Genomic DNA, 22,926 nt, shown 5'->3' on the forward strand with positions numbered 1-22,926 from the left:
GCCGGGCGTCAATCGACGTTGGAGCCCAGCTGCATGTCCTTGTACTTCACGATGTGCGTGCCCTTGACCAGGCGGTAGCCGCCCCAGATCAGCAGGAACAGCGGCAGGCCGATGTAGGTGGCGACCACGCCGGTCCAGTCGATGCGGTCGGCCATGAAGGCCTCGTAGTTCTGGCCCAGCGTGATCACCATGCACAGCACGAAGGCGAAGATGGGGCCGAACGGGAACCAGGATGCGCGGTAGGGCAGCTGGTTCAGGTCCAGGCCCTGGGCCTCGAAGCCCTTGCGGAAGCGGTAGTGGCTGATGGCAATGCCCAGCCAGGCGATGAAGCCCGTCATGCCCGACAGATTCAGCAGCCAGATGTAGACCAGCTGCGGGCTGAAGATGTTGGTCAGGAAGCACAGCGCCGCCACCACGGTGGTGGCCAGCAGGGCCAGCGTGGGCACGCCGCGCTTGTTGACATACGAGAACATGCGCGGCGCCATGCGCTGGCAGGCCAGCGTGTAGAGCATGCGCGTGGAAGCGTACATGCCCGAATTGCCGGCCGACAGCACCGAGGTCAGCACCACGGCGTTCATCACGGCAGCGGCCGACAGCAGGCCCGCGCGCTCGAAGACCAGGGTGAAGGGGCTCACGCTGATGTCGCCCAGATCATTCTTGAGCAGGTGCGGATCGGTGTAGGGGATCAGCAGGCTGATGACCAGAATGGCGAAGACGTAGAACAGCAAAATGCGCCAGAACACCTGGCGCACGGCGCGGGGCACGTTCTTGGCGGGGTTCTCGGATTCGCCAGCGGCAATGCCGATGAGCTCCGTGCCCTGGAAGGAAAAGCCCACGATCATGGCCACGCCGATCAGCGCCGAGAAACCGCCCGCAAAGGGCGCGTCGCCCTGGCTCCACAGGGCAAAGTTGCCCCAGACGCCTTCAGGCGCGCCGCCCCGCACGATGCCCAGGATCATGAGCACGCCCACGCCGATGAAGAGTATGACGGTGGTCACCTTGATGGCGGCGAACCAGTACTCGGCCTCGCCGAAGCCTTTGACCGAGATGGCGTTGAGGCCGAACATGATGGCCAGGAACAGGGCGCTCCACAGCATGCCGTTGCCGTCGGGGAACCAGTAGGCCATGACCAGCTGGGCGGCCACCAGGTCCACGGCAATGGTGACGGCCCAGTTGTACCAGTAGTTCCAGCCCAGCGCGAAGCCGAAGCCTTCGTCTACATAGCGCGCGCCGTAGGTGGCGAACGAGCCCGAGACGGGAAGGTTCGCGGCCATTTCGCCGAGGCTGGTCATGAGGAAGTAGACCATCAGGCCCACGATCATGTAGGCCAGCAGGGCGCCGCCGGGGCCGGCCTGCGAGATGGTGGCGCCCGAGGCAACGAAGAGGCCGGTGCCGATGGAGCCGCCGATGGCGATCATGGACAGATGCCGCGCCTTGAGTTCGCGCCTGAGCGCGGTGGGAGCGGCATTCTTGGAGTTGTCTGCTGCCATGGATGTGTCGATTGGTGGATCAGATCCCGCGCGGCCGCTGGCCGGCGCGGGGGCAGGAATGCAAAACAGGAAAAACAAAAGAGCCGCTGTGTCGCGGCCCCATCAAGGTGCATGCACCACGAAAAGGCGTGATTGTCCGAGAACGCTGCCATCGTGGAAAGGCAGGAGTTTAATCCCCCTTCACCCACATAAGCGGAACTGAATCCGAACCCACTGTGTGCATGGCGCCACGCCGTCTGCGGCCCGCCTGCCTGCTTACCACTGCGTCTGCGCCAGCAGCAGCTGGGCCAGTGCCTTGATGCGCGGCGAGGCCTGGCGCGTGCGCGGGTAGACCAGGGACAGCTCGCGGGCTCGGCCCTCGTGCTGGGGCAGCAGCCGCACCAGCCGGCCCGCCTGCAGGTGCTCGCGCACCGCGAACTCCATGACCTGGGCCACGCCCAGGCCGCCCAGCGAGCCTTCCACCAGCGGATCGCCGCTGTCGAAGGTCACGGTCTGCGGCGCAGGCCAGTCCAGTGTCTCGCCATTGCCGGCCAGGAACTGCCAGGGCACGCGCCGGCCCAGGTAGTGGTTGTAGACGGCCATGCAGCTGTGCTGCGCCAGCTCCTGCAGCGTCTGCGGCGTGCCGCGCGCCGCCAGGTAGGCGGGCGAGGCCACGGTCACCCAGCGCAGCGGCGGCAGGGCGCGGGCAATCATGCGGCTGTCTGCCAGCGGGCCTATGCGCACGGCCGCGTCAAAGCCTTCTTCCACCATGTCCACCATGCGGTCGGTGAAGCTGGTGTCGATCTGCAGCTGCGGATGCTCGCGCAGCAACTGCCCCAGCAGCGGCACCAGCACGATGCGGCCCAGCATGGACGGCGCCGTCATGCGCAGCACGCCGCTGGGGGCGCAGCGCCGGTCGCTGACCAGCTGGCGCGCCTCTTCCAGCCCGGCGATCAGCGGGGCGCAGCGGTCCACCAGCGCGCAGCCATCAGGCGTGAGCGAGACGCTGCGCGTATTGCGGTGCAGCAGCCGCGTGCCCAGGTCTTTCTCCAGCTGCGCCACGGCGCGCGAGATGCGGGGCTGGCTGGTGCCCAGCAGCGTGGCGGCCTGGGTGAAGCTGCGGCTTTCGGCCACCTTGATGAGCAGGTGCACGGCGTTGAGATCCATGGCATGTCTCCAGATTCGATTAATGCAATTTTGCATAAGAAAAATGAAAATCTGCTGTTTATCTTCACAAGTGCATTAATTAGGATCGGCGCCATGCCAATGACCGATTCCCCCGGCGCCCTGCGCCACCCGCGCGCCGCGCTGGCGCTGCTGTCCCTGTCCCAGCTGCTGATTGCGCTGGATGCCACCATCGTGTTCGTCGCGCTCGACGCCATGGGTCAGCAGTTGCAGATGGACGCGCACCATCTGCAATGGGTGGTCAGTGCCTACAGCGTGGCCTTTGGCGGCTGCCTGCTGCTGGGCGGACGCTGCGCGGACCTGCTGGGCAAGCGGCGCATGTATGTGGCGGGAATGGCGCTGTTCGGCCTGGCCTCCCTGATCGGCGGCTTTGCCTCGCAGCCCTGGCAGCTGGTGCTGGGCCGCGCAGGGCAGGGCGTGGCCGGGGCGCTGCTGTTTCCGGCAACGCTGTCGCTGATCAACACCTTGTATGCGGCAGGGCCCGAGCGCAACCGCGCCCTGGCCGTGTGGAGCATGGCGTCGGCCGGCGGGCTGGCGGCCGGCGCGCTGCTGGGCGGCGTGCTCACGCAGACGCTGGGCTGGAACTGGGTGCTGTGGGTGCTGGTGCCCGTGGCCTGGCCTTGTGCCATGGCGGCGCTGCGCTTTCTGCCGCCCTCGGCCCAGACCGGGCGCGCCGCGCCGGGCCAGGGCTTTGATCTGGCCGGCTGCCTGAGCGTGACCGTGGGCAGCAGCCTGCTGGTGACGGCTCTGGTGCAAGGCCCTGAATGGGGCTTTGCCAGCGCCGCCACGCTGGGGACGCTGGCCGTGGCGATCGCGGCGCTGGCGCTGTTCTGGCGCATCGAGGCCCGCATCGTCTCGCCGCTGATGCCGCTGTCCCTGCTGCGCGTGCCCAGCCTGCGCGCGGCCATGCTGCTGACCATGCTCTTCATGAGCAGCTTTGGCGTGCAGTACTACTTTCTGGCGCTGTATTTCCAGCAGATCTTCGGCTGGAGCCCGCTGCAGGCCGGCATGGCCTTTTTGCTGCCCACGGCGGTCTGCACGCTGGGCATCCGCTGGGCCGAACACTGGCTGCACCGCTCCACACCGCGCGCCGTGCTGATGGGGGGCTGGGCCGCAGGCACCATCGGCCTGGCCTACATGGCCTGGGCGCTGCCGCTGGGCGGCAGCTATGTCTGGCTGGTGCCCGGCTTCGTGGTGCTCAGCCTGGGCCAGGGCGCGTGCTGGACCGCCATGTGGGTGGTGGCCGGCCAGGGCGTGGCGGCTGCGCAGCAGGGCGTGGCCTCGGGCATTGCGGCCACGGCCCAGCAAGTGGGCGCGGCACTGGGGTTGGCCCTGCTGGTCATGGTGGCCACGGCGCCGCTGGCCGGCATTACGGTGCCCGATGCGCTGCGCGAGGCCACCGCCCGGGGGCTGCAGCAGGCCGAATGGGGTGCTGCACTGATCGCGCTGCTGGGGTGGGTGGTGTCGGCGGGCATGCGCCGCGCACCGGCAAGCCAGGCCGTGCCGGGCGCGGAGCAGCCGGCCTGCTCGCCTTGAGGTCACTGGCCCGCAGTTACCATCTGCTGCTGCTTTGCACACCCCTCACCACCAAGCCCCATGGCAGAAACGAGCATCTCCAGCGACTGGGTCCGGCATTCGCAACTGGGCGCTGGCCTGGAGCGCATCGAGGCCTATTTCGGCGGGCACGGCTATGCGCCCCACAGGCACGACACCTATGCACTGGGCCTGACGCTGTCCGGCGTGCAGAGCTTTGCCTACCGCCGCAGCCAGCGGCACAGCCTGCCCGGTGGCGCCATGGTGCTGCACCCTGACGAATTGCATGACGGCCACGCGGGCACCGAAGCCGGTTTTCGCTACCGCATGGTCTATGTGGAGCCGGCCCTGATCCAGCAGGTGCTGGGCGGCAGGCCCTTGCCCTTTGTCGAGGGCGGGCTGTCTGCCGATCCGCGGCTCAAGGCCGCGCTGCTGCCGCTGCTGCAGGGCCTGGATGAAGACCTGGAACCGCTGGCGCGCGACGACGCCATCTACGACCTGGCATGGGCGCTGGACGCCGTGGCGGGCCGGCGCAACGTCCGACGCCTGCCCGACCTGGGGGCCGTGGAGCGCGCCCGCGCCTGCATCCACGACGCGCTGGAGCAGGGCGTGACCCTGGATGCCCTGGCCCGGGCCAGTGGCCTGGACCGCTGGCGGCTGTGCCGTGACTTCCGCGCGCTCTACGGCACCAGCCCCTACCGCTACCTGACCATGCGCCGGCTGGACACCGTGCGGCGCCTGCTGCTGGCGGGGCAGGGCGTGGCCGATGCTGCACTGCAGGCCGGCTTCTTCGACCAGAGCCACATGGCGCGCCAGTTCGCCATGGCCTATGGCGTGCCGCCGGCGCGCTGGCTCAGGCGCCTGGGCGCGGCCTGAGCTGCACGATCGTGCAAGACCGGAGGGATGGCGCTTCCTAGCATGGAGGCTTCACACGCTTTCATAAGGTCTGCCCATGACGTTCCCCGTTGGAAACCGCCCCTACGAGGCCATCAACTTCCCCGAGAAATTCAGCCGCTTCACCGGCCAGTGGAGCCCCCGCGTCGTCGCCGAGATGAACGACTACCAGTTCAAGATCGTGCGCGTGCAGGGCGAGTTCATCTGGCACTCGCATGCCGAAACGGATGAAGCCTTCCTGGTGCTGGATGGCGAGCTGCGCATCGACTTCCGTGATGGCCATGTGCTGCTGCGCCAGGGCGAGCTCTACGTGGTCCCCAAAGGCACGGAGCACAAGCCCAGCGCCAAGCGGGAAGCCCGCCTCATGCTGATTGAGCCGCGCGGGGTGCTGAACACCGGGGAGGAAGGCGGCGAGAGGACGGCGCTCAACGATGTGTGGGTATAGCCAGCCCGTAGCCATCCCATGAACAAGGGGCGCCGCAGCGCCCCTTGTTCCCGGAAGTGCGGGGCGCTCAGCCCAGCAGCAGCGCGTCGTCGGCCAGCTTTTCGCCGCGCACCTTCTCGAACATGTGCAGCAGGTCTGGCACGTCCATGCGGGCGCGTTCCTCGCCGCTGACGTCGAGCACGACCTGGCCCTGGTGCAGCATCACCGTGCGCTCGCCTACGTCCAGCGCCTGGCGCATGCTGTGGGTGACCATCATGGTGGTGAGCTTGGCCTCGGAGACGATGCGCGCCGTCAGCTGCAGCACGAAGTCGGCCGTGCGCGGGTCGAGCGCGGCGGTGTGCTCGTCCAGCAGCAGGATGCGCGAAGGCTGCAGCGCCGCCATCAGCAGGCTCACGGCCTGGCGCTGGCCGCCAGAGAGCAGGCCGATGCGGTCGGTCAGGCGGTTTTCCAGGCCCAGGCCCAGGATGGACAGGCGCTCGCGGAAGTTGTCGCGCATCTCGGCCTTGACGGCGCGGCTCAGGCGGCGGAAGGTGCCGCGGCGCTGGGCCAGGGCCATGTTTTCCTCGATGGTCAGGTCCTCGCAGGTGCCCGCCATGGGGTCCTGGAAGACACGGGCCACGCGTTCGGAACGTGCCCACACGGGCAGGCGCGTCATGTCCTGGCCGGCAATCTCGATGCGGCCCTTGTCCACGGACAGGTCGCCCGAGACGGCGTTCAGGAAGGTGGACTTGCCGGCGCCGTTGGAGCCGATGACGGTGACGAACTGGCCGTCGGGAATGTCCAGCGACATGCCGCGCAGCGCCCGCGTTTCGATGGGCGTGCCGGGGTTGAAGGTGATTTCGAGTTGTTGTGCGCTCAGCATGAGTGCAATCTCCGGTATTTCTTCGTTCAGTCGCTCAAGGCGTGGTGCTTGAACTGACGCGGTCCAAACTCAGGGACGCCTAGCAAGGGCCGCCCCGCAGCGATGGCGTCGTTCCCCTCCCTCGCGGAGCGAGTAGAGAGGGGGGAAGCGGCATAGCCGCTCAGGGGGTGTCATTTCCTTTGCGCCAATTTGCGCTTCAGTTGGGGGATCACCAGGGCGACGGTCACCAGCAGGGCGGTGACGAGGTTCAGATCCTGGGCCTTGAGGCCGATGAAATCGCTGTTGAGGGCCGCTGCAATGAAGAAGCGGTACACGATGGCGCCCACCACCACGGCCAGCGTGGCCCAGACGATGCGGCGCGAAGGCAGGATGGACTCGCCCACGATCACGGCAGCCAGGCCGATGACGATGGTGCCGATGCCCATGGAAATGTCCGAGCCGCCCTGGGTCTGCACGAACAGCGCGCCGGCCAGGCCGACCAGACCGTTGGAGATCGCCATGCCCAGCAGGATCATGGCGCCGGTGTTCACGCCCTGCGAGCGTGCCATGCGGGCGTTGGAGCCAGTGGCGCGGATGGCCAGGCCCCGCTCGGTGGCGAAGAACCAGTCCAGGCCCAGCTTGGCGAGCACGACGATCACGAACAGGATCACCGGGCGCATCACATAGTCAGCCACGCTGTCGGGCTGCAGCAGGGTGAACAGCGTCGTCTCGTTGATCAGCGGCACGTTGGGGCCGCCCATGATGCGCAGGTTGACCGAATACAGGCCGATCATCATCAGAATGGAGGCCAGCAGATCCATGATCTTCAGGCGCACATTGAGCCAGCCCGTGATCAGGCCAGCCACAGCGCCCGCGGCCGTGCCGGCCAGCGTGGCCAGCCAGGGATTGGTGCCCGTGGAAATCAGGATGGCGCAGACGGCGCCGCCCAGCGGGAAGCTGCCGTCCACCGTGAGGTCGGGAAAGCGCAGCAATCTGAACGAGATGAAGACGCCCAGCGCCACCAGGCTGAAGATCAGGCCGATCTCGACGGCACCGAGCAATGAGAAAAGAGACATAGGAGGAGCGACAGGCGCGTGGGACAGAAAACGACTTAAAAAAAGGGCAGGGCCATGTTGCCATGGCGCCTGCCACCGTGGGCGCACTGCTCGGGTTGCTCCCGGGCAGGCAAACCCCGGGTATTACTTGATCACCTGGGCGGCCGACTTGACCAGCGCGTCGGACAGCTTGACGCCTTGCTTCTCGGCGGCGCCGGGATTCACGAACAGCTCCATCTTGGTGCTGACTTCGGTCTTCATGTCGCCGGGCTTTTCGCCCTTGAGGATGCGCACCACCATGCGGCCGGTCTGCTCGCCCAGATCGCGGTAGTTGATGCCCAGGGCAGCCACGGCGCCGCGCTTGACGGAGTCGGTGTCCGAGGCCACCAGCGGGATCTTGGCGTCCTGGCCGACCTTGACCAACGACTCGTAGGCCGAGACCACATTGTTGTCGGTATTGGTATAGATCACATCGACCTTGCCGACCAGGCTGCGCGCGGCGCTGCTGACGTCCACGGAACGGGGTGCGGCGGCTTCCACCAGGGTCATGCCCAGCTTGGGCAGCAGGGCCTTGAGTTCCTTGACCACCACGGCGGAGTTGGCCTCGCCGGGGTTGTAGACCATGCCCACGCGCTTGGCGTTGGGCACGACCTGCTTGACCAGATCCATCTGCTTGTCCAGGGCCAGCAGGTCGGACACGCCGGTCACGTTGTTCTTGGACGGCTCCCAGCTGGGCACCAGCTTGGCGGCCACGGGGTCGGTCACGGCGGAGAACACCACGGGCACGGTCTTGGTCGATGCGACCACGGCCTGGGCCGAGGGCGTGGCGATGGCCACGATGGCGTCAGGCTTGTCGCCCACGAACTTGCGTGCGATCTGCGCGGCCGTGCCGGTGTTGCCCTGGGCACTCTGGTACTGCCACTTGAGGTTCTTGCCGGCTTCGTAGCCTGCTTCCTTGAGCGCGGCCTGCACGCCGTCGCGCACGGCGTCGAGTGCAGGGTGCTCGACGATGGCGGTCACTGCGACCGACTTCTCGTCAGCGGCGTGGGCGCCGCCCGTGATGGCGGAAATTGCCAGGGCCAGCGCGCCCAGGGGCGCCCAAGACAAGTGCTTCATACGTGTATCTCCAACGTGCTTGTGTTTGTTCCTGTTTGCTCAGCAGAAGGCCGCACAGGACGGTCGCGGCGCTTCGCGGCAAAGTCTACTGCAGCCGCCCTGTACGCCTTGGCGTTTGGACGACCCGGTTTTCACCTATAGGTTTGTATCTAAAAATTGGCATGAAATCTGCGGGGAATGCCCTAGGTGCAACTTTTTCATGCGTGTTGGACAGGTTTGGTGGTGCAGGTTTGCGTCTTCAGGGGCTTGTTTTGGGCTTTGTCGTGCATTTTTATTGCGTGCAAGCGCCTTTCGGATGGCCTTCTATGCTTTCTGGGCCTGCATGGCTTTGACGGCGCTCAAAGAAAAAGCCTGCACAAGCAGGCTTGGGCAGGCTTCAGAGGAGGGCCGGTGTGGCGTGCGGATCACATGCCCGCGTAGTTCGGCCCGCCGCCGCCTTCGGGCGTGACCCAGACGATGTTCTGCGTGGGGTCCTTGATGTCGCAGGTCTTGCAGTGCACGCAGTTTTGGGCGTTGATCTGCAGGCGCTTGCCGCCCTGGGCCGTGTCGTCCACGAACTCGTAGACGCCGGCCGGGCAGTAGCGCTGCTCGGGGCCTGCGTACTTGGCCAGGTTGATGGCCACGGGCACCGAGGCGTCCTTGAGCGTCAGGTGGGCGGGCTGGTCTTCGGCGTGGTTGGTGTTGCTGATGAAGACGCTGGACAGGCGGTCGAAGGTCAGCTTGCCATCGGGCTTGGGGTAGTCGATGGGCTTGCACTCGGCCGCAGGCTTCAGGTAGGCGTGGTCGGGCTTGTCGCGGTGCAGCGTCCAGGGGATGTTGCCCTTGAGCACGAACTGCTCGATGCCGTTCATCAGCGTGGCCGTGGTCAGGCCCTTCTTGAACCAGGCCTTGAAGTTGCGCGACTTGTTCAGCTCTTCGTACAGCCAGCTGTTCTCGAAGGCCTCTACATAGGCGCCCAGCTCGTCGCCCTGGCGGCCCGCGACGATGGCGTCATAGGCGGCCTCGGCGGCCAGCATGCCGGTCTTGATGGCGGCATGGCTGCCCTTGATGCGGCTGACGTTCAGGAAACCTGCGTCGCAGCCCACGAGCGCGCCGCCCGGGAACACGAACTTTGGCAGGGACAGCAGGCCGCCTGCCGTGATGGCGCGCGCGCCGTAGCCCAGGCGCTTGGCCGGCTTGATGCCCTTGGACTCGTCGCCTTCCAGGTAGTAGCGGATGTTGGGGTGGGTCTTCCAGCGCTGGAATTCCTCGAAGGGGCTCAGGTAGGGGTTGGCATAGTCCAGGCCCGTGATGAAGCCCAGCGTGACCTTGTTGTCGTGCAGGTGGTAGAGGAAGGCGCCGCCGTAGGTCTTGCTGTCCATGGGCCAGCCGGCCGTGTGCATCACGAAGCCGGGCTTGTGGCGTGCCGGGTCGATTTCCCACAGCTCCTTGATGCCCAGGCCGTAGCTTTGCGGGTCCTTGCCGGCGTCCAGCTGGTACTTGGCAATGATCTGCTTGCCCAGGTGGCCGCGTGAGCCTTCGGCAAAGATCGTGTACTTGGCGTGCAGCTCCATGCCCAGCTGGAACTCGCCCGTGGGCTCGCCGTCCTTGCCGATGCCCATGTTGCCGGTGGCCACGCCCTTGACCGAGCCGTCGTCGTTGTAGAGCACCTCGGCGGCAGCAAAGCCCGGGAAGATTTCAACGCCCAGTGCCTCGGCCTGCTCGCCCAGCCACTTGACCACGTAGCCCAGGCGAACGATGTAGTTGCCATGGTTCTGGAAGCAGGCCGGCAGCAGGAAGTTGGGGGTGCGCAGGGCGGATTTCTCGCCCAGGAAAACCATGGCGTCATCGGTGACGGGCTGGGTCAGGGGCGCGCCCTTTTCCTTCCAGTCAGGGATCAGCTCGGTCAGCGCACGCGGGTCCATGATGGCGCCCGACAGGATGTGGGCACCGGGCTCCGAGCCCTTTTCCAGCACGACGACGGAGACATCCTGGCCTTTTTCGGCCGCCAGCTGCTTGAGGCGGATGGCCGTGGCCAGGCCGCCGGGGCCGCCGCCAACCACCACCACGTCGTATTCCATGGCTTCGCGCGGCCCATACTGGGCCAGGATTTCTTCGTTCGTCATCGGGGTGTCTCGCTTGGATATTGAAAAAACAGGATGTTCGGCAGACCGAACGTTCGTTCGGCTGCAGCGCAAATGCCGCAATGCGGTGGATTCTATGACGTGCGTGGACCCCGTCGTTGCTGATAGGTGACAGCGCGGGAATCCGCCCTGCTGCACAGTGACCGGGGGCTGTGGGGCATGGTGCCTTGCGGTGGCGCTACAACAAGGAGACTGCAGGCATGCGCATAGAAATTCCAGAATATAAAAAATGGGTTCACGAGATGCGATTCAAAGTGCGCTGGGGCGACATGGACGCCATGGGCCATGTCAACAACGCCATGTACTTCCGCTATCTGGAGACTGCCCGCATCGACTGGATGGTTGAAGCGGGCATGGCGCCTACGCCGGGCGGGCAGGGGCCGGTCATCGTCAATGCGTTCTGCAACTTCCACCAGCAGCTGGCCTATCCCGACGAGGTGCTGCTCAAGATGTACGTCAGCGACCCCGGCCGCACAACGTTCGAGACCTGGGGAACCATGGAACGCATCTCCGAACCCGGCGTCATCTGCGCGGCCGGCGGCGGCACCGTGATCTGGGTGGACTTTCCCAGGCAGAAGGCCATCGAGTTGCCGGGCTGGGTGCGGGAGATGGTGGGCGCAGGCACCAGTCCCGGCTGATCGCACGCCCGGATTCAGGCCGACTTGCGCAGCACCAGCTTCGGTCTGGCCAGCAACTGCTGGCGGGGCAGCCTGGATGAGCCATGCGCGCCAGCAGCGAGGCGGCGGCCAGCTCGCCGCGCTCGGCAGGGCGCGCATGCCCCCTTGCTCAGAGGGGGAGGGGAATGCGCGACGGATTCGTTGAGCCTTGGAGCAGTGGCTGCAGCATTGGCTGCAGCCCGAGCATCAGATCAAGGTTCTGCACCGCCGCGCCGGCTGCGCCCTTGCCCAGGTTGTCGAACACGGCGGTCAGCAGCACCTGCTGCTCCTGCGGCTGTCCGAACACCGCGAGCCGCATCCGGTTGCTGCCATTGAGCGCGCGCGGATCGAGCCGCTGCGCATCGGCGTCCTCCTCCAGGGGTTGCAGCTCGATGCAGGGCTGGCCCTGGTACCGCGCCTGCAGGGCAGCGTGCAGGCTGCGGGCGGTCACACCAGCGGGCAGCAGCCGCAGATGCAGGGCGATGGTCAGCACGATGCCTTGCCGGTAGTGGCCATAGGCCGGCACGAACACCGGCGCATGGGCCAGGCCGGCATGCTGCTGGATCTCGGGCACGTGCTTGTGGTGCAGTCCCAGGCCATAGACCTGCAGGGGCACGGCAGTCGCGGCGGCAGCGCCCTCATGGTCCAGCAGTCCTGCGCGGCCCCGTCCCGAATAGCCCGATACCGCGTGAATGGCCAGCGGGTAGTCGGGGGGCAGCAGGCCCGCGTCGATCAAGGGCCTGAGCAGTGCCAGCGCACCTGTCGGATAGCAGCCGGGATTGCTGACGCGCCGGGCATGGGCGATGCGTTCAGCCTGGCCTGCCTCCAGTTCCGGCAGGCCATAGACCCAGCCCGGCGCGGTGCGATGCGCAGAACTCGCATCGATCACGCGCACGCCGGGCCGGCGCACCAGCGCCACGGCCTCGCGCGCAGCCTCGTCCGGCAGGCACAGCAAGGCGATGTCGCAGTCGTTGAGCGCCTCGGCGCGGTGCGCCGTGCTTTTGCGCAGGTCGGCCGGCAGTTGCAGCAGGCGCAGGTCGGTCCGATCCGCCAGCCATTCGCGCACCTGCAGGCCGGTGGTGCCTTGGTCGCCATCGATGAAAACAAGAGAGGTCATGGGTTGCTCCGATTGGGTGTGGAGCGCATGGTGCAGCGCCTGCCGCATGCAGACCAGTTGAATCTGACAAACTACGGATTCATGATTCCTGAATTGCTGACAACCTGGGACACCGCACCATGCGCGAAATCAATCTGGACCGTCTGCGCACCCTGCTGACGGTGGCCGACCTGGGCTCATTCGCTGCCGCCGCCAAGGTGCTGCACCTGGCGCCGCCCACGGTGACGCTGCATGTGGCGCAGCTCGAAGAACGTCTGGGAACACGTCTATTGCACCGCGCACCGGCCGGCGTCACCGCCACATCGGCGGGCAGCCTGCTGATAGACAAGGCGCGCCAGCTCCTGGCCGAGGCCGACGATCTCCTGCAGACCGTGCAGCGCCAGATCGCCACGCGCGGGGGCCGCGTGCGCCTGGGCGCCTCCACCGGCGCACTCGCGCACCTCTTGCCCCAGGCACTGGAAACCCTGGCCGCCCGGCATCCCGAGATCGACGTGCAAGTGGCGGTGATGACCAGCGAGGAAGCCCTGGCGCGCCTGGCTGCCGGCAGCCTGGACATCGGCATCGTTGCCCTGCCGCAGCCTGTGCTGCGCGGGCTGCAGGTGCAGGCCTGGCGCCAGGACCCCGTGCTGGCCTTCATCCCGGCCGCCTGGGAGCCGCCGCGGCACATCACGCCCGCGTGGCTTGCAGCCCGTCCCCTGATCGCCAACGACCGTGGCACCCGGCTGTCGCGCCAGACCGCCGAATGGTTTGCCGCAGGCGGCGCCCGGCCGCAGGCACGGATCGAGCTGAACTACAACGACGCAATGAAGAGCCTGGTGGCGGCGGGCTACGGCGCCGCGCTGCTGCCCCATGAGGCCGGCGCACCGCAGCCTGACCCCCGCATCACCACGCGACCCCTGCGGCCAGCACTGTCAAGGGCGTTGGGCATCGCGCATCGCAAACGGCCGGATGACGACGCGACGACGGTGACGATTGAGGTTTTGATGGGGATGCGGGGGCGTTGAAGGGGGAGGGGGCGCCTTGCGTTCGGGGCCATGGCTGATGTTGCTTGCGCCGCATCAAGCGCGGCCTGGTCGCCCGACTTTGCCCAGGAGCTCGCTCGGGTTGAGTACGTACTCCGGGTTGTCCGCCAGACGTTGAACGGCCAAATCGATGAATGCACGGGCTCGTACTGGCTGGGACGACCTGCTTCCGAAGTAGACGAAGTAGCTGGCGTAGTCCGGCATGTGGTCCACGAGGATCGGGATCAGCTTGCCGGAGCGGATAAACGGTGCCGCGGTGACGCCCGCGAGCTGGGCCAGCACCTTGCCGGCCAGGACGGCTTGCAGCTCAAACAGCTCGTCGTTGCTGCAGATCGTCGGGGCGACTGGCTGGTCGGCGGCCTGGCCGTCGATCTTCACCCGCCACGGCAGCACTTTCCCCGTGCTCGGATGCCGATAGGCGCTGCAGCGGTGTGTGGCCAGGTCAGCCAACGACTCGGGCACACCGTGCTTCGCGAAGTAAGAAGGTGCGCCGCAGATGGGCAACTGAACAGGGAACAGCCGTCGTGCAATCACGCCCTCATGGGGCGACGGGCCGAGGCGAAAGCCCACGTCCACGCGATCCTCCACCCAGTTGCCGATACGGTCGTCCAGCAGGACGTCGGGCTGGATCCCTGGATGCATATCGCAAAACTCGTCGACCAGGCGCCAGAGAATCGGCTGGAACGTGGTGCGAGGTCCCGTGATGCGCAGCGGGCCCGCAAATTCATCCCGTGCCGACTTGGCGGACTGCAGCGCTCTGTGCATTCCCGTCACGGCCGGCCGCACGTCTTCGAACAGCCGCTGTCCTGCATCGGTCAGCGACATCACACGCGTTGTCCGATGGAACAGGCGCACGTCCAGATGGGTTTCCAGCTGGGCCAATGCCTTGCTTGCCGCCTGGGGGCTGATGCCAAGGTCTGCTGCAGCTTTGCGCAGGCTGCCAAGTTCCGCTGCCTTGATAAAGGTCGTGATGGATCGAAGCTCGTTGATCGCCATGAGTGGCCTCCTCGCGGCTTTCATTGTCATTGAATTGATGTTAATTCAACAACTCAAATGCATATATCCAGATGCCAGTCCCTTGCCTAAAGTTCGTGCCATCGAACCTCTACAAGGCAAAGCTCATGCAACACGTCGTTCTGAACAACGGTCTTCACATGCCCATGGTCGGGTATGGCGTCTTCCAGATCGCCGATGCCAATGAGTGCCAGCGCAGCGTCGTCGATGCCATCGAAGCCGGCTACCGGCTGATCGATACCGCCGCCTCCTATATGAACGAAGAAGCGGTCGGCAAGGGATTGCGCTCCAGTGGCGTGCCGCGTGACCAGCTCTTCGTCACCAGCAAGCTCTGGGTGCAGGAGACCGGCTACGAGCGCACGCAGCAAGCCATCGACAAGTCCCTGCGTCGGCTGCAGCTCAGCTACCTCGACCTGTACCTGATTCACCAGCCCTTCGGCGACGTCCACGGTTCGTGGCGCGCGATGGAGGACGCCTACCGCGCGGGCAAGCTGCGCGCCATCGGCGTCAGCAATTTCCAACCGGACCGCCTGATGGACATCAAGGCGTTCAACGAGATTGCACCGGCGGTCAACCAAGTCGAAGTGAATCCCTTCCAGCAGCAGTTGGAAGCCGTGCCGTTCATGAGAGAGACGGGTGTGCAGGCCGAGGCCTGGGCTCCGTTTGCCGAAGGCCGCAACGGCCTCTTCCAGAACGAAGTGCTGCTCGGCATCGCCCGGCACTACGGCAAGTCGGTCGGCCAGGTGGTGCTGCGCTGGCTGGTACAGCGCGGGGTCGTCGCGCTCGCGAAGTCGGTCCGCAAGGAGCGCATGGCAGAGAACATCGCCATCTTCGACTTCGCACTCAGCGACGCCCACATGGCAAGCATCGCCACGCTCGACACCAACACGAGCAGCTTCTTCTCTCACCGCGACCCGGCCATCGTCAAGTGGATGTCCGAGCGCAGGCTGGACATCTGAGTGACCGCGATGAACGCCGCGCAATCCTGCCCAAGCCGCAACGAGAACAAGGTCCTGGCCATCATCGTTGCCAGCTACCTGATGATCGTCGTGGACATCTCCATCGTCATCACGGGTCTGCCCCGCATCCAGGCAAGCCTGGGCTTCACTTCGGCGCAACTGTCCTGGGTGACCAATGCCTATACGCTGGCTTTCGGTGGCTTGCTGCTCCTGGGTGCCCGCGCTGGCGACATCCTGGGCCGCCGGCGGATGTTCATCCTGGGGCTGGCGCTGTTCACACTCGCCTCCGTCTCCATCGGCCTGGCGCCTGGCGCAAGCTGGTTGCTGGTCTCCCGCGCAATTCAAGGTGTAGGCGCCGCCGTCCTTGCGCCGTCCACGCTCGCACTGCTGTCCACGCATTTCGCGGAGGGGCCAGGCCGCACCCGGGCGCTCTCGCTGTACGCGGCGGCTGCCGGTGTCGGCGCAACCCTGGGCCTGGTCCTGGGCGGCCTGTTCGCTGATTTGGTGTCCTGGCGCGCAGGCTTTTTCATCAACCTGCCGATAGGGTTGCTGCTGATCGTCGCTGCGCGTGGCCACATTGCCGAGACCCAGAAGCAGGAAGGCCAGTTCGACGTGGGCGGCGCCATCAGCTCGACCATAGGGATGACGGCGCTGGTCTACGGCCTGGTTCGAGCAGCCGAAGCTGGCTGGCACGATGGCCTCGCACAGGGGGCCCTGGTCGGCGGCATGCTGATGATCCTGCTCTTCATCGGCATTGAGCGCCGGGTCCGGCAACCCATCCTGCCGATGCGCCTGTTCACCAGCCCGCAGCGAGCCGGTGCGTACATCACGCGCATGCTCTTCCTGGGCGGCGCCGTTGGCTTCTGGTTCTTCTGCACGCAGTTTCTGCAGGGCGTGCTGCATCTGCGGCCCATGCAAGCCGGCATTGCCTTCCTGCCCGTGACGCTGCCCAACTTTGCCTCGGCCATGGCCGTGCCCGGGCTGGCCCGCCGCTTCGGCAACGAGACGCTGCTTCTCGCCGGCCTGCTGCTCGGAGTGGTGGGCCTCGCCTGGTTGGGTCAAGCGCATGCGCTATCGAGCTATTGGAGCGGCATCGCCCCGCCCATGGTCCTGATCGGACTGGGCCAGGGCTTGTTGCTGGCGCCGCTGACCGCGGCCGGTGTGGCGGGAGTGGCGCGTGAGGACGCGGGTGCTGCCTCCGGCCTGGTCAACGTGGCTCACCAGTTGGGGGGAGCACTGGGGCTTGGACTGCTGGTTCTTGTCTTCGCCAGCGCTGGTTCGTCCATCGAGCAACAAGACAGTGCTGCCCTCGCGCATCGCATTGCTGCCGTCATGGACGTGGCCGCTCTGCTGCTCGGCCTGGCGCTGATCGTCTCGTGGTTCTTTATCGTCAAGCCGCACCGCCGCCATCAGGCGACACAACAGGAGGCGCTCTCGTGAAATCACTGCTTTCAATGGCCCTGAGCGGTGCGGTGACAGCCGCTGCGGCGCAGTCTGCCGGTCCTGGCGCAATGCCGCCCGTCGTCGAAGTTCGCTCCGCGTCTGCGCAGCAGGTCAGCGTTGGATCGGCCCAGACGTTCACCGGCGACGTCCGCATCAGCTCACCCTTTCAGGCGCTGCTCCCCGCAACGGCCGGTGGAGCGACCGTCACGTTCACGGCCCGTGCGCGGACGGCCTGGCATACCCATCCGCTCGGTCAGACGCTGATCGTCACCGAGGGACAGGGCCTTGTGCAACAACAAGGCCAGCCGGCGCTCATCATTCGCCCGGGCGATGTCGTGACCATCCCGCCCAACGTGCGCCACTGGCATGGCGCCGGGCCGTCAGGCTCCATGACCCACATCGCCATCGCCGAGAAAGAAAACGGCAGCTCCGTGGCCTGGCAGGACAAACTCTGCGAGCAGGACTACCAGGCCGCCGTGGTGAGCGCAGGCCTTTCCGCGATGACCGGCCAGAGGGCACAGCAGCCACAGAAGCCACAGAAGCCACAGGAGCCACAGAGGGTCGTGCAGCCTGCGTCCGATTCGCTGAGCCCCAGGCAACGCGCCATTCCGCTCATCGCCGCCTTCACGGCAATCAGTGACATGCCCCGGCTGGGCATGGCACTGAACCAGGGGCTGGACGCGGGCATGACAGTCAGCGAGGCCAAGGAGGTCCTGGTGCAGCTCTATGCCTACGCGGGCTTCCCCAGAAGTCTCAATGCGCTCGGTGAACTGCTCAAGGTCGTCGAGCTGCGCAAGCAGCGCGGCCTGCACGACGCTCCGGGTCACGACCCCAGCCGAGCCGTGTCCACCGGTCGTGAGTTGGTGCTGGCCGGCCAGGCCAATCAGACCGAGATTTCAGGTGGACCGGTCCAGGGCCCGGTGTTCGAGTTCGCGCCGATCATCAATCAGTTTCTGCAGGCGCACCTGTTTGGCGACATTTTCGAGCGCGACAACCTCGATTGGCGCAGCCGCGAGCTGGCCACGGTCGGAGCGCTGGCTGCGACACCGGGTGCAGAGAACCAGCTGCGGTCCCACATGCGAGCCAGCCTGCGCGTGGGTCTGACCGCATCGCAACTGCGGCAGCTGAGCCAAGCGCTGGCGCAAGAGGTCGGCCCCGAGGTGGCAGCCCGCGCCAATGACGCACTCGTGCAGGCCCTCGACGCTGCATCAAAAGGCTGATGATGAGCATCATCCCCATCTTCCGCGCAGGAGCACTTGTCTTGGCTGTATCGCTGGCAGGCTGCGCCTCTCATTCGGACAGTTCGCCGAGGCCCCTGGCCATTCAGCGCCAGGGCAGCTTCGCGGTCGGTGGCGTTGTGAAGACGGTGCCCGGCGTCTACGACAACGACAAGCCGACAAGCGCAGGGCAAAGCTTCCACGGCGATCACCTCTACGCCTTCTATCAGGTCCCGCAGAATCCGAGGCCTTTGCCCATCGTGATGCTGCACGGCGCCTTCCAGTCGGCTCGGAGCTGGGAAACGACGTCGGATGGCCGCGAGGGCTTCCAGAACCTGTTCCTGCGCCGCGGCTTCCCGGTCTACCTTGTCGATCAGCCGCGCCGAGGCAGGGCCGGCAACAGCACCGTCGCCACGACGACCGAGCCGACGCCCTACGACCAGCTGTTCTTCGACCAGTTCCGTTTTGGCAAGTGGCCGAGCTATTTCGACAACGTGCAGTTCGACCGCCAGCCGGAGACACTGAACCAGTTCCTGCGCTCGGTGACGCCGAACACCGGCGCCTATGACGCCAACGTGATCGCCGAGGCGATGGCTGCGCTCTTCACCAAGACAGGCCCGGCCATCCTCTTCACGCACTCGCAGGGCGGCGGACCTGGCTGGCTGACAGCCATCAAGAGCGCCAACGTCAAGGGCGTCGTGGCGTTCGAGCCGGGCAGCGGCTTCATCTTCCCGCCGGGGGAATTGCCGGCCGCCATGCCCAGCGCTGCGGGAACCCTGGCGCCGGAGGCTGTCTCGGCACAAGACTTCCAAAAGCTCACCCGCATCCCCATCGTCATTTACTACGGAGACAACTTCCCGACTGAGCCCACCACCGAGCGCGGCCAGGACAACTGGCGCGTCCGGCTCGCCATGGCTCGCCTTTGGGTGGACGCCGTCAACAGGCACGGCGGAGATGCGCAGCTCGTGCATCTGCCTGAGGTGGGCATACGCGGGAACACCCACTTCACCATGTCCGACCTGAACAACGTCCAGATCGCGGACCTGGTGTCCTCCTTCCTCACCAGGAAGAGGCTCGATTGACCCTTTCGCCTGGTTCGCAAGAACCGCACAGATGTCTCAGTAGATCGGACGACCCATGACCCACGTATCCATTGACACGAAGCGCCGCGAGTTCCTGGGCACTTCTGCCATCGCAATTTCTGCAGCAGCCCTCGGAGTTACAGCCATGGCCTTTCCCTCGCCCTCATCAGCGGCCGATTACAAGAAGAACCCCTTCACGCTCGTCTATGGCGACGCCATCACGCAGAACCTGCCTGGCAAGGTGAACATCCACCCGGTGAAGTACAAACTCGGCGGCTTGGACATCGTGGCCAATGTCTATACGCCGGCGAACTTCGACCCGGCAAGGAAGTACCCCGCTGTCGTCGTTGCACACCCCAACGGTGGTGTGAAAGAACAGACCGCCGGTCTGTATGCCCAACGCTTGGCCGAGCACGGCTACGTGGCGATCACGGCCGATGCAGCCTATCAAGGCGGCAGCGGTGGCCTGCCGCGTTCAGTGGACACGCCGATGAACCGCATCGAGGACATTCATGGCATGGCGGACTTCATCACCACCTACGCGGGCGTCGATGCGGATCGTCTCGGCCTCCTCGGCATCTGCGGTGGCGGCGGCTATTCGCTGGCAGCGGCGAAGACGGACAAGCGCTTCAAGTCCGTCGCAACGCTGAGCATGTTCAACTCCGGCAGGGTCCGCCGCAACGGTTTCGCAGACTCGCAGCTATCCACGATCCAGCAGCGCCTGAAGCAGGCCTCGGATGCCCGTGCTCAGCAGGTGGCCGGTGGCAAGATCCTCTACTCGGGCGACGCGGACATGACGGACGAGCAGATCGCAGCGCTGCCCTTCGAGATGTACCGACAGGGCTATGAGTACTACTGGCGCACGCATGCCCATCCCGGCTCGACCTTCAAGTACACGACGAGCAGCCTGCTGGACCTGATGCGCTGGGACGCCACTGACCAGATCGAACTGATCGAACAACCCTTGTTGATGATTGCCGGCAGCAAGGCGGACAGCCTCTACATGACCGAGGAGGCGTTCGCCAAGGCCAGCGGTGCCAAGGACAAGGAGCTGTTCAAGATCCAGGGAGCAACCCACATTGAAACCTATTGGGTCCCTGAATACGTTGAGGCCGTGGTGGCCAAGCTGGTCCCGTTCTACGGGAAGAACATTTGACAGGGCGGGGGGAAACACTCCGATGCAATACGGGCGTGTGAAGGCGGCTGAGTCCAATGACAGTGAACGCCAACGCAGCCTGGCGACTGCTGGAGGTCCGCTATCGCGGCTCATGCACAGGCGCCCGAACCGGACCTTCACCAGGTGCACCAAAGCAGGTCGCAGTGTCCAGGCCCCAGGCCCCAGGCTCCCCGGCATGATGGAGACGCCGGGGTTTTGCAGACAGCCAGCGAGCCGTCGGGTTTGTCTTTGACCTGGTATCAGGGATCTGTAGTTTGCCGCTTGACCTTCAACTCAAGTTGAAGCTTAAGCTCCTTGTCCTCTCATCACACAAGATGCTGCAAGGATCGATATGCAAACCATTTTGGGCGCCAATGGCCAGATCGCTGTGGAGCTGGCGCGCGAGCTCCATCGCAACTACACGCAGAACCTGCGCCTGGTCAGCCGCAAGCCGCGCAAGGTGAACGATACGGACGAGCTGGTGTCCGCCGACCTGATGAATTCCGCGCAAACCCTGGAGGCCGTGCGTGGCAGCGAGGTCGTGTACTTCACCGCTGGCCTGCCACCAGACACCGAGTTATGGGAGCGGCAATTTCCTGCCATGCTGCGCAATGCGCTCGATGCTACGCGGGCAGCGGGGGCCAAATTTGTCTACTTCGACAACACCTACATGTACCCGCAAACCGCGCAGCGGCAGACCGAGGAAACCGCCTTTGCCCCGGTGGGCCGCAAGGGGCGCGTGCGCGCCTTGATGGCCGAGATGGTGCTGGCCGAGATGCAGCGCGGCGATATCCCCGTCGCCATTGCCCGCGCGCCAGAGTTCTACGGCCCCGGCAAAACCCAAAGCATCACCAACACCCTGGTGATCGGCCCGCTCAAGGCGGGCCAGAAGGCCAAAGTGCCGGTGCGTGACGACAAGCTGCGCACCCTGATCTGGACGCCCGATGCAAGCCGCGCCATGGCTGCCATTGGCAATGCGCAAGATGCGTATGGCCAGACATGGCATCTGCCCTGCTGGGACGAGCGGCTGACCTATCAGGCCTTTGTGAACCTGGCGGCTGCAACCTTTGGGGTTGAGTCGCGCTACAAGGTACTGAGCCACCTGGTCATGGTGGTTGCTGGCTGGGTCTCCAAGCCTGTGCGCGAACTGCGTGAACTGCTGCCACGCTACGCACACGACAATGTGTTTGATTCGTCCAAGTTCAAGCGCCGCTTTCCCGACTTTGCTGTCACCAGCTACGCACAGGGCCTCAAGCAAATCGCGCAGGAGTCTTCATGAGTACGCCACGTGTCTTGCATGTCGTCACCAATGTCGCTCATTACGACGACCCTGCGCACGCCACAGGGCTGTGGCTGTCGGAGCTGACCCATGCCTGGGATGTGTTTGCTTCGCAAGGGTACCCGCAGCAACTGGTGAGCCCGCTGGGTGGCGCCGTACCGCTGGAGCCGCGCGCACTCCAATGGCCGCTCTTCGATGCTTCGGCCAAAGCCTGGCTCGATGATCCCGCGCGCATGGCCCTGCTGGCGAACACTGCGGCACCTGCCGATATCGATGCGAACGATTTCGATGCCATCTACTTCACTGGAGGGCATGCGGTGATGTGGGATTTTCCCGATAGTGCAGGGCTGCAGCGCATCACACGCAGCATCTGGGAGCGAAGTGGCATCGTTGCATCGGTTTGCCACGGCTACTGCGGCCTGCTCAATACGCAGCTCAGCGACGGCTCTTTGCTGGTCGCGGGCAAACGGGTCACGGGTTTTTCATGGACGGAAGAAATCCTGGCCGGAGTGGCCCGGTCCATGCCCTACAACGCTGAGCAGGAAATGAAGATGCGCGGTGCGCGCTATCAAAAAGCCTTGCTGCCTTTTATCTCGTATGTGGTGGCCGATGGCCGCCTCATCACCGGGCAAAACCCGGGGTCGGCCAAAGCGACTGCAAAGCAGGTGGTGCAGGCTTTGGCAAGGCGCTAGGGCCGCGTTCCAAACTGCCGCAGGCCTATGCCACGCTTGCCCGCTTCCTGTGTCCGGTGCGCATGAGCTTGCCCATTTTTTCTTCGGCCGCTGCTTCAGAGGCCAGGGATTCGGATTGCTGGGCCAGTACATGGGAGAGCACGCGGCGTGCGTTGTCATGGCAATCCATGTTGTCTGGCCGCGCTTCAATATCAGTCAACAAAGCCTGCAACTGCTTTTTGCTGGTCTGCAGCTTTTTCTCCATGGCTTTGATATCGGCAATTTTTTGGCGCAGCGCGCCCACGACGGCCTCATGGTCCCAGCCTTGCAGGCCGGGCGGCAAGAGTGCACGAATTTCATCCAGGCTGAAGCCCACGCCTTGCGCCATCGCAATCAGCTCCAGCATCTGCACCATCTCAGGCGGATAGCTGCGGTAGCCATTCAAGCCACGCTCAGCCGCTTGCAGCAGACCGCTTTGCTCATAAAAACGAATGCGTGATGTGGACAGGCCTGTGCGTTTGCTCAGTTCACCAATGTTCATGCGCAACCTTCGACAAGGGCTCCTTGACCTTCAACAAGGCTTGAAGCTTATCGTACTCGCAAGCCCTTCGCTCCAGCGGCAATTTGCGGCGAGCGCGACGTGCCCTTG

21 protein-coding genes are annotated in these 22,926 nt (G+C 65.3%); 12 read left to right on the forward strand and 9 right to left on the reverse strand.

The annotated features are described in order from the left end of the window. Positions 1–8: 8 nt before the first annotated feature. Both KDK82_RS07395 and KDK82_RS07400 read right to left on the reverse strand, forming a co-directional pair. Entirely contained in the window at positions 9–1,490 is a 1,482-nt protein-coding gene (locus KDK82_RS07395) for an amino acid permease (protein WP_013801947.1), read from the reverse strand. Positions 1,491–1,745: 255 nt separating this feature from the next. Continuing rightward, positions 1,746–2,636: a LysR family transcriptional regulator gene (locus KDK82_RS07400; RefSeq protein ID WP_088164425.1), complete on the reverse strand. Its 891-nt coding sequence runs from the start codon at positions 2,634–2,636 to the stop codon at positions 1,746–1,748. Between the two features lie 93 nt (positions 2,637–2,729). On the opposite strand from KDK82_RS07400, the gene KDK82_RS07405 reads away from it, so the two are divergent. From KDK82_RS07405 to KDK82_RS07415, 3 genes are all read left to right on the forward strand, one after another. Continuing rightward, entirely contained in the window at positions 2,730–4,190 is a 1,461-nt protein-coding gene (locus KDK82_RS07405; RefSeq protein WP_088164426.1) for an MFS transporter, read from the forward strand. Between the two features lie 60 nt (positions 4,191–4,250). Next, the gene (locus KDK82_RS07410) at positions 4,251–5,063 is read left to right on the forward strand and encodes an AraC family transcriptional regulator (protein ID WP_088164427.1); all 813 of its coding nucleotides are present in this window, start codon (positions 4,251–4,253) and stop codon (positions 5,061–5,063) included. 76 nt (positions 5,064–5,139) lie between these two features. Beyond that, positions 5,140–5,526: a cupin domain-containing protein gene (locus KDK82_RS07415; protein ID WP_088164428.1), complete on the forward strand. Its 387-nt coding sequence runs from the start codon at positions 5,140–5,142 to the stop codon at positions 5,524–5,526. Positions 5,527–5,593: 67 nt separating this feature from the next. Here KDK82_RS07415 and KDK82_RS07420 read toward each other — a convergent pair whose 3' ends face one another. From KDK82_RS07420 to KDK82_RS07435, 4 genes are all read right to left on the reverse strand, one after another. Further along, positions 5,594–6,388 carry an ABC transporter ATP-binding protein gene (locus KDK82_RS07420; protein ID WP_012206116.1) on the reverse strand — a complete coding sequence of 265 codons (795 nt, stop codon included), beginning with the start codon at positions 6,386–6,388 and terminating at the stop codon, positions 5,594–5,596. Between the two features lie 170 nt (positions 6,389–6,558). Beyond that, the gene (locus KDK82_RS07425) at positions 6,559–7,443 is read right to left on the reverse strand and encodes an ABC transporter permease (RefSeq protein WP_088164429.1); all 885 of its coding nucleotides are present in this window, start codon (positions 7,441–7,443) and stop codon (positions 6,559–6,561) included. A 123-nt stretch (positions 7,444–7,566) separates the two neighbouring features. Next, a complete protein-coding gene (locus tag KDK82_RS07430; RefSeq protein WP_034394850.1) occupies positions 7,567–8,538 on the reverse strand; it encodes an ABC transporter substrate-binding protein in 972 nt (323 codons plus the stop codon). 404 nt (positions 8,539–8,942) lie between these two features. After that, positions 8,943–10,643, reverse strand: a complete 1,701-nt coding sequence (locus KDK82_RS07435) for an electron transfer flavoprotein-ubiquinone oxidoreductase (RefSeq protein WP_088164430.1) — start codon at positions 10,641–10,643, stop codon at positions 8,943–8,945. A 218-nt stretch (positions 10,644–10,861) separates the two neighbouring features. Here KDK82_RS07435 and KDK82_RS07440 point away from each other — a divergent pair, with 218 nt between their 5' ends. Beyond that, entirely contained in the window at positions 10,862–11,299 is a 438-nt protein-coding gene (locus tag KDK82_RS07440; protein WP_088164431.1) for a thioesterase family protein, read from the forward strand. A gap of 148 nt (positions 11,300–11,447) precedes the next feature. Here the strand turns inward: KDK82_RS07440 and argC are convergent, their stop codons facing one another. Further along, positions 11,448–12,434 carry an N-acetyl-gamma-glutamyl-phosphate reductase gene (argC, locus tag KDK82_RS07445; RefSeq protein ID WP_088165455.1) on the reverse strand — a complete coding sequence of 329 codons (987 nt, stop codon included), beginning with the start codon at positions 12,432–12,434 and terminating at the stop codon, positions 11,448–11,450. 119 nt (positions 12,435–12,553) lie between these two features. Between argC and KDK82_RS07450 the strand changes: the two genes are divergently transcribed. After that, complete coding sequence (locus tag KDK82_RS07450; protein ID WP_088164432.1) at positions 12,554–13,438, forward strand: LysR family transcriptional regulator; 885 nt, start codon at positions 12,554–12,556, stop codon at positions 13,436–13,438. 54 nt (positions 13,439–13,492) lie between these two features. Here the strand turns inward: KDK82_RS07450 and KDK82_RS07455 are convergent, their stop codons facing one another. Further along, on the reverse strand, positions 13,493–14,452 hold the full coding sequence (locus tag KDK82_RS07455) for a LysR family transcriptional regulator (protein WP_088165456.1): 960 nt from the start codon (positions 14,450–14,452) through the stop codon (positions 13,493–13,495). A 125-nt stretch (positions 14,453–14,577) separates the two neighbouring features. Between KDK82_RS07455 and KDK82_RS07460 the strand changes: the two genes are divergently transcribed. The 7 genes from KDK82_RS07460 to KDK82_RS07490 all read left to right on the forward strand — a co-directional run bounded on the left by KDK82_RS07460 (position 14,578) and on the right by KDK82_RS07490 (position 22,298). Next, positions 14,578–15,429, forward strand: a complete 852-nt coding sequence (locus KDK82_RS07460; RefSeq protein WP_088164433.1) for an aldo/keto reductase — start codon at positions 14,578–14,580, stop codon at positions 15,427–15,429. Between the two features lie 9 nt (positions 15,430–15,438). After that, positions 15,439–16,869 (forward strand): MFS transporter, encoded by a 1,431-nt coding sequence (locus KDK82_RS07465; protein WP_088164434.1) that lies wholly within the window; start codon positions 15,439–15,441, stop codon positions 16,867–16,869. After that, positions 16,866–18,092 carry a carboxymuconolactone decarboxylase family protein gene (locus tag KDK82_RS07470; RefSeq protein WP_088164435.1) on the forward strand — a complete coding sequence of 409 codons (1,227 nt, stop codon included), beginning with the start codon at positions 16,866–16,868 and terminating at the stop codon, positions 18,090–18,092. The genes KDK82_RS07465 and KDK82_RS07470 overlap by 4 nt, the downstream gene beginning before the upstream one ends. A 2-nt stretch (positions 18,093–18,094) precedes the next feature. Continuing rightward, positions 18,095–19,171 (forward strand): alpha/beta fold hydrolase, encoded by a 1,077-nt coding sequence (locus tag KDK82_RS07475; RefSeq protein ID WP_179217917.1) that lies wholly within the window; start codon positions 18,095–18,097, stop codon positions 19,169–19,171. Between the two features lie 55 nt (positions 19,172–19,226). Further along, positions 19,227–20,327 carry an alpha/beta hydrolase gene (locus KDK82_RS07480; RefSeq protein ID WP_088164436.1) on the forward strand — a complete coding sequence of 367 codons (1,101 nt, stop codon included), beginning with the start codon at positions 19,227–19,229 and terminating at the stop codon, positions 20,325–20,327. A gap of 352 nt (positions 20,328–20,679) precedes the next feature. After that, complete coding sequence (locus KDK82_RS07485; protein WP_088164437.1) at positions 20,680–21,606, forward strand: NAD-dependent epimerase/dehydratase family protein; 927 nt, start codon at positions 20,680–20,682, stop codon at positions 21,604–21,606. Further along, positions 21,603–22,298, forward strand: coding sequence for a type 1 glutamine amidotransferase domain-containing protein (locus tag KDK82_RS07490; RefSeq protein ID WP_088164438.1), 696 nt, complete (start codon positions 21,603–21,605; stop codon positions 22,296–22,298). The genes KDK82_RS07485 and KDK82_RS07490 overlap by 4 nt, the downstream gene beginning before the upstream one ends. 25 nt (positions 22,299–22,323) lie before the next feature. On the opposite strand, the gene KDK82_RS07495 is transcribed toward KDK82_RS07490, so the two are convergent. Continuing rightward, on the reverse strand, positions 22,324–22,818 hold the full coding sequence (locus tag KDK82_RS07495; protein WP_043821582.1) for a MerR family transcriptional regulator: 495 nt from the start codon (positions 22,816–22,818) through the stop codon (positions 22,324–22,326). Positions 22,819–22,926: the final 108 nt, after the last annotated feature.

The organism is Delftia sp. K82 (genome assembly GCF_002193035.1).
Lineage (GTDB): Bacteria > Pseudomonadota > Gammaproteobacteria > Burkholderiales > Burkholderiaceae_C > Comamonas > Comamonas acidovorans.

Excerpts from the sequence above, each read along its gene's own strand:
- KDK82_RS07395 (WP_013801947.1), bottom strand. The coding sequence starts at position 1,490 with ATGGCAGCAGACAACTCCAAGAATGCCGCTCCCACCGCGCTCAGGCGC.
- KDK82_RS07400 (WP_088164425.1), bottom strand. The coding sequence starts at position 2,636 with ATGGATCTCAACGCCGTGCACCTGCTCATCAAGGTGGCCGAAAGCCGC.
- KDK82_RS07405 (WP_088164426.1), top strand. The coding sequence starts at position 2,730 with ATGCCAATGACCGATTCCCCCGGCGCCCTGCGCCACCCGCGCGCCGCG.
- KDK82_RS07410 (WP_088164427.1), top strand. The coding sequence starts at position 4,251 with ATGGCAGAAACGAGCATCTCCAGCGACTGGGTCCGGCATTCGCAACTG.
- KDK82_RS07415 (WP_088164428.1), top strand. The coding sequence starts at position 5,140 with ATGACGTTCCCCGTTGGAAACCGCCCCTACGAGGCCATCAACTTCCCC.
- KDK82_RS07420 (WP_012206116.1), bottom strand. The coding sequence starts at position 6,388 with ATGCTGAGCGCACAACAACTCGAAATCACCTTCAACCCCGGCACGCCC.
- KDK82_RS07425 (WP_088164429.1), bottom strand. The coding sequence starts at position 7,443 with ATGTCTCTTTTCTCATTGCTCGGTGCCGTCGAGATCGGCCTGATCTTC.
- KDK82_RS07430 (WP_034394850.1), bottom strand. The coding sequence starts at position 8,538 with ATGAAGCACTTGTCTTGGGCGCCCCTGGGCGCGCTGGCCCTGGCAATT.
- KDK82_RS07435 (WP_088164430.1), bottom strand. The coding sequence starts at position 10,643 with ATGACGAACGAAGAAATCCTGGCCCAGTATGGGCCGCGCGAAGCCATG.
- KDK82_RS07440 (WP_088164431.1), top strand. The coding sequence starts at position 10,862 with ATGCGCATAGAAATTCCAGAATATAAAAAATGGGTTCACGAGATGCGA.
- argC (WP_088165455.1), bottom strand. The coding sequence starts at position 12,434 with ATGACCTCTCTTGTTTTCATCGATGGCGACCAAGGCACCACCGGCCTG.
- KDK82_RS07450 (WP_088164432.1), top strand. The coding sequence starts at position 12,554 with ATGCGCGAAATCAATCTGGACCGTCTGCGCACCCTGCTGACGGTGGCC.
- KDK82_RS07455 (WP_088165456.1), bottom strand. The coding sequence starts at position 14,452 with ATGGCGATCAACGAGCTTCGATCCATCACGACCTTTATCAAGGCAGCG.
- KDK82_RS07460 (WP_088164433.1), top strand. The coding sequence starts at position 14,578 with ATGCAACACGTCGTTCTGAACAACGGTCTTCACATGCCCATGGTCGGG.
- KDK82_RS07465 (WP_088164434.1), top strand. The coding sequence starts at position 15,439 with ATGAACGCCGCGCAATCCTGCCCAAGCCGCAACGAGAACAAGGTCCTG.
- KDK82_RS07475 (WP_179217917.1), top strand. The coding sequence starts at position 18,095 with ATGAGCATCATCCCCATCTTCCGCGCAGGAGCACTTGTCTTGGCTGTA.
- KDK82_RS07480 (WP_088164436.1), top strand. The coding sequence starts at position 19,227 with ATGACCCACGTATCCATTGACACGAAGCGCCGCGAGTTCCTGGGCACT.
- KDK82_RS07485 (WP_088164437.1), top strand. The coding sequence starts at position 20,680 with ATGCAAACCATTTTGGGCGCCAATGGCCAGATCGCTGTGGAGCTGGCG.
- KDK82_RS07490 (WP_088164438.1), top strand. The coding sequence starts at position 21,603 with ATGAGTACGCCACGTGTCTTGCATGTCGTCACCAATGTCGCTCATTAC.
- KDK82_RS07495 (WP_043821582.1), bottom strand. The coding sequence starts at position 22,818 with ATGAACATTGGTGAACTGAGCAAACGCACAGGCCTGTCCACATCACGC.